Annotated in this window: 10 protein-coding genes; 3 read left to right on the forward strand and 7 right to left on the reverse strand. The window is 65.7% G+C overall.

The genetic code is table 11. The features are described 5' to 3' along the window. Positions 1 to 8: 8 nt before the first annotated feature. Together PTE31013_RS18305 and PTE31013_RS18310 are read right to left on the reverse strand one after the other, a co-directional pair. Entirely contained in the window at positions 9 to 650 is a 642-nt protein-coding gene (locus PTE31013_RS18305) for a flavodoxin family protein (RefSeq protein WP_150614204.1), read from the reverse strand. Between the two features lie 337 nt (positions 651 to 987). Then, positions 988 to 1,812 carry an IclR family transcriptional regulator gene (locus PTE31013_RS18310; RefSeq protein WP_150614205.1) on the reverse strand — a complete coding sequence of 275 codons (825 nt, stop codon included), beginning with the start codon at positions 1,810 to 1,812 and terminating at the stop codon, positions 988 to 990. Between the two features lie 247 nt (positions 1,813 to 2,059). Between PTE31013_RS18310 and PTE31013_RS18315 the strand changes: the two genes are divergently transcribed. After that, the gene (locus PTE31013_RS18315) at positions 2,060 to 3,508 is read left to right on the forward strand and encodes an NAD-dependent succinate-semialdehyde dehydrogenase (protein WP_150614206.1); all 1,449 of its coding nucleotides are present in this window, start codon (positions 2,060 to 2,062) and stop codon (positions 3,506 to 3,508) included. A 123-nt stretch (positions 3,509 to 3,631) separates the two neighbouring features. Continuing rightward, a complete protein-coding gene (locus tag PTE31013_RS18320) occupies positions 3,632 to 4,792 on the forward strand; it encodes an iron-containing alcohol dehydrogenase (protein ID WP_150614207.1) in 1,161 nt (386 codons plus the stop codon). 155 nt (positions 4,793 to 4,947) lie between these two features. On the opposite strand, the gene PTE31013_RS18325 is transcribed toward PTE31013_RS18320, so the two are convergent. The 3 genes from PTE31013_RS18325 to PTE31013_RS18335 all read right to left on the reverse strand — a co-directional run bounded on the left by PTE31013_RS18325 (position 4,948) and on the right by PTE31013_RS18335 (position 8,720). Next, the gene (locus PTE31013_RS18325) at positions 4,948 to 6,072 is read right to left on the reverse strand and encodes a glycosyltransferase family 9 protein (protein WP_150614208.1); all 1,125 of its coding nucleotides are present in this window, start codon (positions 6,070 to 6,072) and stop codon (positions 4,948 to 4,950) included. 172 nt (positions 6,073 to 6,244) lie between these two features. Continuing rightward, positions 6,245 to 7,825: a rhodanese-related sulfurtransferase gene (locus PTE31013_RS18330; RefSeq protein ID WP_246174720.1), complete on the reverse strand. Its 1,581-nt coding sequence runs from the start codon at positions 7,823 to 7,825 to the stop codon at positions 6,245 to 6,247. Positions 7,826 to 8,063: 238 nt separating this feature from the next. Continuing rightward, the gene (locus PTE31013_RS18335; protein ID WP_150614210.1) at positions 8,064 to 8,720 is read right to left on the reverse strand and encodes a cysteine dioxygenase family protein; all 657 of its coding nucleotides are present in this window, start codon (positions 8,718 to 8,720) and stop codon (positions 8,064 to 8,066) included. Between the two features lie 107 nt (positions 8,721 to 8,827). Here PTE31013_RS18335 and PTE31013_RS18340 point away from each other — a divergent pair, with 107 nt between their 5' ends. Further along, positions 8,828 to 9,070: a DUF3820 family protein gene (locus tag PTE31013_RS18340; RefSeq protein ID WP_150614211.1), complete on the forward strand. Its 243-nt coding sequence runs from the start codon at positions 8,828 to 8,830 to the stop codon at positions 9,068 to 9,070. A 34-nt stretch (positions 9,071 to 9,104) separates the two neighbouring features. Here the strand turns inward: PTE31013_RS18340 and PTE31013_RS18345 are convergent, their stop codons facing one another. Both PTE31013_RS18345 and PTE31013_RS18350 read right to left on the reverse strand, forming a co-directional pair. After that, positions 9,105 to 10,661, reverse strand: coding sequence for an amidase (locus PTE31013_RS18345; RefSeq protein ID WP_246174687.1), 1,557 nt, complete (start codon positions 10,659 to 10,661; stop codon positions 9,105 to 9,107). A gap of 148 nt (positions 10,662 to 10,809) precedes the next feature. Next, positions 10,810 to 11,625 (reverse strand): substrate-binding domain-containing protein, encoded by an 816-nt coding sequence (locus PTE31013_RS18350; RefSeq protein WP_150614212.1) that lies wholly within the window; start codon positions 11,623 to 11,625, stop codon positions 10,810 to 10,812. Positions 11,626 to 11,700 lie beyond the last annotated feature (75 nt).

The following is an 11,700-nucleotide window of genomic DNA, read 5'->3' on the forward strand; positions in this document are numbered from 1 at the left end:
GCCGTCATTCACAGTCGGCGCTCTGCCGCTTCGCGCGCGCGACGTGCCAGCGCCGAGGGCGATTCCAGCACTTCGCCAGCCAGACGCGCAACGAGCGCCGCGACATAGCGGCCGTATTGCTTGCCGGCAATTACGTCCGCCGGGTCGAGCGCATAGGCGGCGTCAATATCTCCGCCCGGCGCCGTGACAGCCGGGAAATTGCCGCGACGTCGCGAGGACAGGGCCGCGCGCGGCGTGACGTCCACCTCGTCGGCATCGGCCCACAACATGCCGTGCTGGGCAGCAAGCGCCGCGAAGTAGTCGAGCGTGTCGCGCTTGTCGTCGCCAGGACGGTAGCTGAACGAAAACCCGCCAGCCACTTTGTTGCGCCAGCCGTGCGCGCGCCACATGCCGGTCGTCGCATCGGCAAACGCCTTGAACGGCGCGGCAATCCCGCCCTGGAAGGCCGGTGCGCCAAAGATGATGGCGTCGGCGGAGGCCAGACGCATGAGCGTGGCCTCGTCGTGCCACTGCCCGTCGGTGAATTGGTGTGGCTCGATGCTGAGCAATTGCGCGTGCGCGCCGGCGTCGGTGACGCCTTGGGCGACGGAATGCGCAATCATGGCGGTCGCGCCGCCTTGCGAGTAATAGACGATTGCGATATTGGACATGGCGTAGTGCTTCCCAAATGGATGTCCGCCCCATGGCACCGCCCGGATCGCGCTTCCCCACGCGTCCGCTGGCTTGTCTGGACATCGGTCAAGGCCAAATGATGCCAGTGAAAACCCTTAGGGAATAGCCAGTAGAATCGAACATGACTGTTCCGCCAACGATAACAATCGAGCGGCGACGCCACGCTGTCAGTCCATTGACACAGGCCTGACAGGAACATGACACGCCGCTGACGACACGCCATATCGCCGGACGCCGGAGCCGGGGCGAGCCACCGATGCTTCGCCTCGGACGCGCCCGCTTCGTGTCGGAGCGACCCGATCCGCGCGCGACATCTCAGCGTCGTACCGACGCGCCCAGCCGCACCGACAACTGATCGGCCAGGTCGCGGATCTGATGCCCAATGCGCTGGCCCGTTGCCAAGTCGATGTCGTTCGTGACGAAACTGACGGCGAGTCCCGCAACGGCGCGCTCACCGCTCGCATCGAACACCGGTGCGCCGAAACAGATCATGCCTTCGCGCATTTGCCCATTGTCGATCGAGTAGCCATCGCGACGCGTCTGCGCCATCTCGTCGACCAGCGCCGCATACGTCCCCACACTGGCACGCGTGAGCGGCGCGGGCCAGACACCGGCGAGCAGATCGGCGGCCTCGCTTCCCGGTAGCGTCGAAAGCATGGCCTTGCCGGTCGCCGTGTATGGCGCGGGCAGCCGCATGCCGATGCGGAAGGTCACGCCGAGCGGCCGATTGCCGTTGTGACAGGCGAGATAGATCACGTCGGTGCCATCGAGCACGGAAAGCGTCACGGTTTCCTGCGCGAAGGCGGACGATGTCTCCCAGACCGCCCGAAATTCTTCGGTGATGTGGGTCTGCGACAGGAACGCGTTCGCCCATCCCATGACATACGAGCCCATCGTCATGCCGCCATTGGCGTGACGTTTCACGAGGCGGAGTTTGACCAGCGTGTCGCACAGACCGTGCAGTGTGCTCTTGGGCACGCTCGTCTGCCTTGCCAGATCGGCCAATGCGATGGGCTCGGCCGCCGCCGCAATCACATCGAGGATATGCACGGCACGCACCACGGCGGGCGCGGTGGTCTTGAGCGGTTCGCCGTCACGGGCGTCGGTGACGGCATTGGCGGGAAGTGTGCGCTTGGGCATGAATCGGCAATCGGCTTCAGAATGGTGGCGATGGATCGGGACGAACTACGCCATCCGTCGGGGTATGAGCAAGTCATGGAGATTCCGTCCTCGGAAAACCCCTGAGTTGCACCGGCAACGTTAGATACGTAGAATGAAATTCAATACATAGAATATCGTTCAATAGATGGAACGGCAAGCGAAGATTCGAGACAGCGTCGCGTGCCGTTTCCCCAACCGGAAATGCCGGCGAGCCCGGCCCACTGCCATGCAACTTAAAGACACCTCTCTCTTCAAGACACTCGCCTGGGTCGATGGCCAATGGATCGCGGCCGACAGCGGCAAGACGCTCGATGTGGTGGACCCGGCCACCGGTGACGTGCTGGCCAAGGTGCCGGATCTCGGAGCGGACGAAACGACGCGCGCCGTGGCGGCCGCCGAAGTGGCACAAAGGCCATGGGCGGCGCGCACGGGTAAGGAACGCGCGGGGATTCTGCGTCGCTGGTTCGATCTGATGGTCGCCAACGCCGACGATCTGGCGTATCTGATGACCCGGGAGCAAGGCAAGCCGCTGGCCGAGGCGCGTGGCGAGATCGCGTATGCGGCAAGCTTTATCGAGTGGTTTGCGGAAGAAGCCAAGCGTGTGGATGGCGATGTGCTCGCCACACCGGCGTCGGACAAGCGTCTGGTCACGCTCAAGCAACCGGTCGGTGTGTGCGCGGCGATCACGCCGTGGAATTTCCCGGCAGCGATGATTACGCGGAAGGTGGCCCCGGCGCTGGCGGCGGGCTGCGCGATCGTGGTGAAGCCGTCGGAACTGACACCGCTCTCGGCGTTTGCGCTGGCCGAGTTGGCCCACCGCGCCGGGATTCCGGGGGGCGTGTTCCAGGTGGTGACGGGCGAGGCCCGCGCGGTAGGCGGTGTGCTCACGTCGCACCCCGGGGTGCGCAAGTTGTCGTTCACGGGATCCACGGGAGTGGGCCGCCTGCTGATGGCGCAGTGCGCACCGACGGTCAAGCGCATGTCGCTGGAGCTGGGGGGCAATGCACCGTTCATCGTGTTCGACGATGCCGACCTTGATGCCGCCGTCGAAGGCGCGATCGCGGCGAAGTACCGCAATGGCGGGCAGACGTGCGTGTGCGCGAACCGCTTCTATATCCAGGACGGCATTTACGACGCCTTTGCCGAGAAATTCGCCAAGCGTGTCGCCGAGCTGAAGGTGGGTAACGGTCTGGACGACGGTGTGGTCATCGGCCCGCTGATCGAACGCAAGGCGATCGAGAAGGTGGTGGCGCTGGTGAACGACGCGAAGACGCACGGCGCTCACGTGCTGGTGGGTGGCACGGCGCACGCGCTGGGCGGGACGTATTACACGCCGACGGTGATTGGCGACGCGACTTCGCAGATGCGCATGGCACGTGAGGAAATCTTCGGCCCGGTCGCGCCACTGTTCCGTTTCAAGCACGACGCGGACGCCGTCGCCTTCGCGAACGACACGGAGTTCGGACTCGCCGCTTATCTCTACACGCGCGACATCGCACGTGCGTGGCGTACGGCGGAAGCCCTCGAGTACGGCATGGTAGGCCTGAATACGGGGCTGATCTCGAATGAGGTCGCGCCGTTCGGCGGTATCAAGCAGTCGGGGGTGGGCCGCGAAGGGTCGCACTACGGCATCGAGGAATACCTCGAGTTGAAGTACCTTTGTCTGCAAGTGTGACGGCCACGCAGGATCAACGGCTCGCATGGTTCGATCCGGCGGGGCGCGCGACGGTGTCGACCGTGTCGAGCGCGACCGGAATGTCATGTTTGGGGTTGTGAAGCACTCACGAGGAAGTCGGTCATGAACGCTTTTCGTTTCCAGACGGTTCCAACCGTCGTGGTGGAATTTGGTGCGGCGCGTCGTCTGGGCGCCCTGTTGCGCGAGCAGTATCCGACGGGCCAGCGTTTGTGCGTGGTGACGGACGGTTTTCTGCACAAGAGCGGTTTGCTGGCCCCCGCACTCGCGGATCTGGCCAGGCATGACTGGCAGGTGTCGGTGATCGACGATGTGATCGCCGACCCGCCCGAGCACGTGGTGCTGGAAGCGGCGCAACGCGCCCGCGCCGCCGACGCGGAGATCGTGCTGGGGTTGGGCGGCGGCTCGTCGATGGACGTGGCGAAGCTGCTCGCGGTGCTACTGCCCGGCTCGCAGTCGATCAAGGAGATGTACGGCATCAAGAAGGTGACGGGCACGCGCCTGCCGCTGGTGCAGATGCCGACAACCGCGGGCACAGGCTCGGAAGTAACGGCCGTCTCGATCGTGACGACCGGCGAGACGACGAAGATGGGGGTCGTGTCGCCACAGCTTTTCGCCGATCTCGCGATTCTGGACGCGGAACTCACGCTCGGCCTGCCCCGCGCTACCACGGCCGCGACCGGAATCGACGCGATGGTGCATGCGATTGAAGCCTATACGTCCGCGCATCTGAAGAATCCGATCTCGGACACGCTCGCCGTAAAAGCACTCGCGCTGCTCTCACGCAATCTGCTGACAGCCTGCCAGGACGGCCACCACCGCGCCGCTCGCGAAGCCATGCTGGTCGGCGCGATGTTCGCCGGTCAAGCGTTCGCCAACTCGCCCGTCGCCGCCGTTCACGCGCTCGCCTACCCGATCGGCGGCATCTTTCACGTCGCGCACGGGCTCTCGAACGCCCTCGTGCTCTCTCACGTCATGCGCTTCAATGCCCCCGCCGCCAGCCATCTCTACGCGGAACTGGCCGACGTGATCCTGCCCACCAAGGCCTCCGGCAGCGATGACGCCAAAACCGATGCCCTCATCCGACACATCGAATCGTTGATCGTCGACACCGCCATTCCCCGCACGCTGCGCGAAGTGGGCGTGAAACCAACCGACCTCGCACGCCTGGCCAGCGACGCAATGCTGCAAACCCGACTTCTCGTGAATAACCCGCGCGACGTGACGGAGGCCGATGCTTTTGCTATTTATAATGCGGCGCTTTGATCAGGGTTCGGCGGCTGATTCTGCCCCCTCCTGCTTCATGCCCCCTCAGTGCTTCCACGACGGACCGGGGCCCCTTTCCGCCTCTCAGACATAAACCCAACTCGCTGCAGAAAGGGGCCCCGGTCCGTCTCTTTCCCTGACACCCTCGCTACCGCTTACCGCGTCGACTCGCTCGCCAACGTCGCCACGACCGTCTCCGCCAACTCGGTGGCATCCACCGCACTCACGTCCGAATCGGTCTGCAACGGCGTCGACCGGCACCCCGGTGTGAGCCGGAGGTACGGCGGCTCCGCTTTTGCAAACAATGTGACGCTCGGCGTCGGCGTCGTGTGCGCCACGTGCATCAAGCCACCGTCAGCCCCCACGAACAGCGCCGCATTCGCGATGACCCGCTTCGCATCGCGCAACGTCAACTGACCAACGAATGACGTCAGATGCAAATGGATGAATTTTGCCTCCATCAACGCATTCGCCGCGTCGACACCATTGCCCGAACCCAATAGCACTACGCCATCCGGCATCCCAGGCTGGTACGCAATGTCGTACGCCTGCAAGAATTCGCGCCAATGCGCATATGTTCGCCGCGGCTCGACACCCCCCATCGCCAACACCAGGAATGACCCCGGCGACAGTTGCCCCGCCATCGCCTCCGGTAACGCCGACTCCTGCCGCAAGTAAGGCTTGGCGCGCACGAACAAGTCGTCGGACGCCAGACCCAGCGAAAAGACGTCGTTGACCGCCGCCAGACTGAATTGCGTCTGGTTGCGGTCCGGTCCGTGAAAATATCGGAACAAGCACGCGAACGGCAGCGAGGGGAAATACTTCCGCTTCATTCGCAGCGTGGGATAGTTGAACTCCTGCATCACGACAACGTCGTAATCGCCCGGCTTCACACTGGCCGGATCGTCGTAGACATGCCGGAAGATATCGTCGCCCTCGAACACGGCCTTCAACCCCGGCGCAATCAGCAGGTCGACAGGCCCCTCGCGCCCCCGCAACAACGCACGGCCCGACATATCCATCACCGCGTCGCCAACCGACGCCTTGCCACCGTAGATCCACAGCACGCGCGCGCTCGATATCACATGACGCACCTCACGGCCCGATTGCCCACTCAGCGCAAGACGCAAGCGGCGATGCAAGTATTTCTTGGCAACGGTAAGCGACGACGTGCGTTGCAGGAAGACGTCGGGTTCGTGATACACCCAGGCGTAAGGGATGCGGGTGCTCGGTTCGGTGAGAGCGCCCAGTCGACGGGCTATGAAGCGCTGCAATGGCATGATGGAGTCGAAAGCGAGTCGGCCGCAGCACCAGCCCTCAGCAAGTGAACCGGGGTCACGTCGAGGCGTCAGGCGGCGGCGTCAGAAGTTGGGGAGTATGCCACGTCTGCCCCGGCTTGACGGCAACGCAGCGCTCCCCAACCGCTCGAACCGGCGCTCCCCATGGACTCGCTCACACCACCTGGAAATGGTGGGTTCCGTCGCGATGCAACTGGTCGACGAGTCCATATTCCCAGTCGAGGTACGCCTGCATCGCCGCCGCAGCGTTGTCGGTGCCCTCGTACGGGCGACGATAGCGATCGTCGCGCGGGCTCGCCAGTCGGGTCGGCCCCGATTCGAGTGGCAGTCCGGCGTGGATCCACGCCTGCGTCCCCCCATCGAGCACAACGATCTCGGCATCGGTCTGACGCCGCAAATCGGCCGCCGCATAGCGCGCGAGCAAGCTGGAGCCGCAGGTGAGCACGTAACGCTGCGCAGGCCCCACCTCCCGCAATGCCTCGGTCAAGCGTGCGCGAATGACGAACCACGCCCCCGGAATGTGACGTTTGACGTAGTTGACGCCTGAGGTGACGTCGAGCACCGCAATCTGGCCAGGCTCGGACGCGTCAAGCCAGCGCGCAAGCTCGCTCGGCGAGACGGTCGCTACCTCGGGCGCGCTGGGCGTATGCAACGGCCAGCCGCCCTGGGCACTGCGCGCCTCGTCGCCATGCGGCTCGACGACGTAGACGGTCCAGCCCATCTGGGCAAGCCACGAGCCAGTCATGTCGGCCCGCACGCCATCGTCGTCGGCGAGCACGATCCACGCGCCGCGCACCGGCGCCTGATGGTCGGTCTCCTGCACGAGTTGTCCGCCCGGCGCATTGGCAAAGTCCGGCAAGTGCCCGGCCGCGTAGTCTTCCGGCGTGCGCACGTCGAATCGGTAGACGGTGCGCCCCGGCGCATTCAGCGAGGGCACGTCGCCCAGCGCGATACGGCGCACGCCCGCACGATCGGCCACGGCGCGGGCCCCGGCACGCGCGGCCGCCAGTGTGGCGTCGCTCACCGCGGCCGGAGACCGGCGATCGGCCCCGCGCTCGAGTGCCTGACCGGCGAGCGTCCAGCCGATAGTGCCGTTACGCAGCGCCGCCACCGGATTCGGCAGGCCGGCATTGACGAGCGATTGCGTGCCGATGATGCTGCGCGTGCGTCCAGCGCAATTCACGATCACTCGGGTGGCCGGGTCCGGGGCGAGTTCGCGCACGCGCAGCACCAGTTCGGCGCCAGGCACGCTGGTCGAGCCGGGAATGTTCATGGTCTGGTATTCGTCGAAACGGCGCGCGTCCACCACCACGACATCGGCGTGCGCATCGAGCAATGCCTGGACTTCCTGCGCCGACAGCGACGGCGTATGACGCAACCCTTCGACCCATTCGCCAAAGGCTTTGCTCGGCACGTTGACGTCGCGAAAGACTTCACCGCCAGCCGCGATCCAGCCCTCGAGGCCGCCCGCCAGGCCATTGACATTGGTGTAGCCGAGCCTGCGCAGCACGCGGGCGGCACGCGGTGCCAGATCCTCGCCGCCATGTTCGCCGTAGACGACGATGCGCGTGTCACGCCGCGGAATGCGCGCCCATACGTCGATTTCGATGCGCGAGAGCGGGAGGTTCGCCGCCCACAACGGGTGCGCCTGCGCGAACGGGTCTTCTTCGCGAACGTCGAGCAGGGCAATTTCTTCACGGGCGAGCAGCGCGGCGCGCACGTCGGCGAAGGTCAGTTCGGGGAAGGTGAAATCGTCAGCGGCGGACGTCGGGGCTGCCGTTTGCGACGGCGCTTCGGTCGAGAAAGAGGACACGGCGGTTCCTTGGATTCGTCTAACGTCGATTCGTTTTGAGTCTCGGCGCGGCGCGCTTGTACCTCCGCGCAGCCGGACAGCTATTGTGGCAGAACCCGCCCGCCCCGGTGGCGCGCGACACCACTCCCCGTTGACATGCGCCGCGCGAACCGGGGTCGCGTCAGGCGCCTTGAGTGCGCTGCGGCGCCGTACCGCGCGGATTCGGCCATGACGCATTCGCATAGCCGGAAACGAAGCACTTGCGTTCGCCGGATTCCGTGAACACGCTACGACGCACCGTGCCGATGTTCGCGCCATACACATGAATGCTCACCGAGACCCGGTCGGGGTAGGCATTGCTCACCCGGTGAATGTCCCCGCGGCGCGGCGAGAGAACCTCGACATCGCCCGGCGACAGGCGTACCGGCTCGCCCGCCATGACCGGCACGCCTTGCGCGTCGAGCCGATAAGGTTGCGAATCCTCTGCCCCGCGCAGCATGCCGATCAGGCCCCACACGGTGTGATCGTGAATCGGCGTGACCTGCCCCGGCCCCCAGACGAAACTCACGACGCAAAAGCGCTGCGCCGGATCGCAATGCAACAGGTATTGCTGATAGTGCTCGGGATGCGGCGCCGCGAACGCGTCGGGCAGCCAGTCGTCACGCACGACGAGTTGCGCCAGCAGGCCGGCGCCGGCGTCGAGCAGCGTCGTCTCGACCGGATCACACGCCAGCAGTCGCGAAAGCCCCGCGACAAACGTGCGCAACGGATCGAGCGTTTTGTCATCCGGGTCGGGCAAATCGCCCGAGGCGGTGATGTCATCCCCTTCTTGCCCCATACGAACTCCCGTAAGTTGGTTGCGGGCGCCCGCGAACCGGGCGACGCATGTGGTAGCGTAACGCTTTGTGTCCCCTCGTGCGCGCGCGCCTGCCGCGCCCGCTCCTTATGCTCGATTTCGACGCCGCCGCGCTGATGCGCCTCGTCACCACGCCCATGCCGTTCGGTAAACACAAGGGCACGCTCATCGCCGATCTGCCGGGCAATTACCTGAGCTGGTTCGCGCGCGAAGGCTTCCCGCCAGGTGACATCGGCCGCCTGCTCGCCCTCATGCACGAGATCGATCACAACGCACTGGGTGAGTTGTTGCGCCCGCTACGCGCGCAGGCGCAAGCCGCTCGCCCCCGGTAAGCCGCACGGCCGTCCGCCCCTCCCCCCTCGTGGCTCAGCGCCGCGCGGTATTGGTCAGCATCGGCGGCAGATGGCGACGCACCCACTGCGTTTGCCGTTCATAGGCATGTGCCAGTTGCAGCACCGCAAGATCGGCCTGCGCCGGCCCGATAATTTGCAGTCCCATCGGTAACCCGCGGGCATCGAACCCGACCGGCACGCTGATCGCCGGCAGCCCGGCCAGCGTTGGCCCGATAACGACTTCCATCCATCGGTGATATGTGTCCATCGGCTTGCCCGCCACCGACGACGGCCAATGCCATTGCGCATCGAACGGAAAGACCTGGGCCGAGGGCAGCAGCAGGAAGTCATAACGCTCGAACAGCCGCGCGAGCGAGCGATACCACTCGCTGCGATCGACGCTGGCGCGATACACATCGGCAGCGCGTAACGCGCGTCCCCCCTCGACTTCCCATTGCGCCTCCGGCTTGAGCTTGTCGCGACGGGCAGGGTCGGCATACAGCTCGCCCAGCGATCCGCTCACGAGCCAGTGACGCAACGTGAGCCATGTCTGCCAGAGCCGCGCCGGCGCAAAGTCGGGCGCACACGCTTCCACCTCGCACCCTATCGCCGTGAAGTCTCGCAACGATGCCTCGCACAGGGCCATCACACCGTCTTCCATCGGCAAATGACCGCCATAGTCGCCCAGCCAGCCCAGCCGCAACCCCTTGACGTCGCGTTGCAGCGCACTCAAGAACGGCACCGCGCCGTGATCCTGCGCCAGGGAGAGCGGACTGCGCGCGTCGTACCCCGCTTGCGTGGCCAGCAGTTGGGCGACGTCGGCGACGGTGCGTCCCATGGGTCCTTCGGTGCTCAGTTGCTGGACGAACAGCTCCGGTGCCGGGCCATAGGGCACCCGGCCCTGCGAGGGCCGAAAGCCATACACGTTGCCAAATGCGGCGGGATTGCGCAGCGACCCCATCATGTCGCTGCCGTCCGCCACCGGCAGCATGCGCAGCGCAAGCGCACTGCCCGCCCCGCCGCTACTGCCCCCCGCACTGCGCGTCGGATCATAGGCGTTGCGCGTGGTGCCGAAGACGGGGTTGTAGCTGTGCGATCCGAGTCCGAACTCCGAGACGTTGGTCTTGCCGATGAAGATCGCACCCGCGGCGCGGATGCGCGCGACGCTGATGCTGTCCTGGGTGTCGGGCGCCGCCGAGGTGAGCGGCGAGCCCTTGCGCGTGGGGAATCCCGCGCAAGCGGCGAAATCCTTGACCGCGTGCGGCATGCCGTGCATCCATCCGAGAGACACGCCGCCGGCCAACTGCCGGTCGCGCTCGTCGGCCTGCGCGAGCAAGTCGTCGCCATCGCGCAGCGACACGATGGCGTTGACCGCCGGGTTGTACTGTGCAATGTGCGCGAGATACGCCTGCATGACCTCGCGGCACGAGACGCGGCGCGCGCGAATGGCATCGGACAGCGCCAGCGCGTCGAGCGCGACGATGTCGTTCACGGGCCGAGCATGGGTGGCGATAGTGCCGGCGGCGGCACGCGAGTCGGCCGCCTGAAGCGGCTGAGCGGGTTGGGCTGGACGGGCTGGCGCTGCGGCCATGTCTCTCTCCTTGGCGGTGGCGTCGTCCTGTGCGACGCCGTTGTCTGACACGTCATTGTCGGTCAAACCCGCCGAGGATGCCGAGGAGAAATGATCTCCCGCGGCGGCGCAAACACGTTAGTTCACACAGGCAACGATGACCAGGACATCAATGTGCCAGCGGATCGAGCCCGGTGGACTCGACGTCCTTCGCAACCGCGGGCGCGGCCATGTACATCAGCAGTTTCTTCGCTTCTTCGGGATGCGGTGCATTCACCGGCACACCCCCCGCGAAGCGCGTGACCGATTGCAGCGACTCGGGAATCTTGCCCGCGAACGCGGCCCCCTTGACCGGCAGCAGTTCGCTGACTTGTTGCAGCCCCAGCGCATACTCGCCGGCGGCAACCTTTTCGGCCACGGGCGTCTTCTGCACCATCACGCCCTTGCCTCGCATTTGGTCGACGATGCCCAGCTTCTTGAAGAGTTCGCGTTCGACATACACGCCGCTGGCGCTGTCGGAATACGCGACCGACTTCGCGGCAAGCAGCGCGGCCTTGAGCTTGTCCGGCGTGCTGACGTCGGGCACCACGTCGCCCGCTTTCACGACGACGCCAATGCGCGAGTCGGCCAGGTCGACGCGGGAATCCGCCCGCACCTTACCTGCCTTGATGAGGCCGTCGAGCGCGTAGCCGACCATGATCACGGCATCGGCCGACTCGCCGCGCGCCAGCCGGTTGGGAATCGCCTCGGGGGCCTTGCCCATCGACGGCCCCCACGCGGTATCGACATGGTCGCCGCTCGACACCTCGAACTTGGGCAGCAGCAACTTGTAGGCGGCAGTGAAGCCGCCGGAGTTCATCACGTGCAGGTCTTCCGCGCTGGCTGCCGTGGCGCCAAGCAGCGTCGTCAGGGCGATGCCTGCGCCGAGCGCGGCAAGCCGGTGTCGGGGCGCACGCACGCGTGCCGGGAGGGCGATGGCTTTCATGGCAATGTCTCTCTGAATATTGCTTTTAGGGATAGACGCTCGATGGCATCCGTGGTCGGGAAGTGTTGCCGGGCG

The organism is Pandoraea terrigena (genome assembly GCF_902459705.1).
In the GTDB taxonomy this organism is placed as follows: Bacteria; Pseudomonadota; Gammaproteobacteria; order Burkholderiales; family Burkholderiaceae; genus Pandoraea; species Pandoraea terrigena.

What these genes read in the sequence shown, in the direction of transcription:
- PTE31013_RS18305 (WP_150614204.1), bottom strand. Translation starts at nt 650, where the DNA reads ATGTCCAATATCGCAATCGTCTATTACTCGCAAGGCGGCGCGACCGCC.
- PTE31013_RS18310 (WP_150614205.1), bottom strand. Translation starts at nt 1,812, where the DNA reads ATGCCCAAGCGCACACTTCCCGCCAATGCCGTCACCGACGCCCGTGAC.
- PTE31013_RS18315 (WP_150614206.1), top strand. Translation starts at nt 2,060, where the DNA reads ATGCAACTTAAAGACACCTCTCTCTTCAAGACACTCGCCTGGGTCGAT.
- PTE31013_RS18320 (WP_150614207.1), top strand. Translation starts at nt 3,632, where the DNA reads ATGAACGCTTTTCGTTTCCAGACGGTTCCAACCGTCGTGGTGGAATTT.
- PTE31013_RS18325 (WP_150614208.1), bottom strand. Translation starts at nt 6,072, where the DNA reads ATGCCATTGCAGCGCTTCATAGCCCGTCGACTGGGCGCTCTCACCGAA.
- PTE31013_RS18335 (WP_150614210.1), bottom strand. Translation starts at nt 8,720, where the DNA reads ATGGGGCAAGAAGGGGATGACATCACCGCCTCGGGCGATTTGCCCGAC.
- PTE31013_RS18340 (WP_150614211.1), top strand. Translation starts at nt 8,828, where the DNA reads ATGCTCGATTTCGACGCCGCCGCGCTGATGCGCCTCGTCACCACGCCC.
- PTE31013_RS18345 (WP_246174687.1), bottom strand. Translation starts at nt 10,661, where the DNA reads ATGGCCGCAGCGCCAGCCCGTCCAGCCCAACCCGCTCAGCCGCTTCAG.
- PTE31013_RS18350 (WP_150614212.1), bottom strand. Translation starts at nt 11,625, where the DNA reads ATGAAAGCCATCGCCCTCCCGGCACGCGTGCGTGCGCCCCGACACCGG.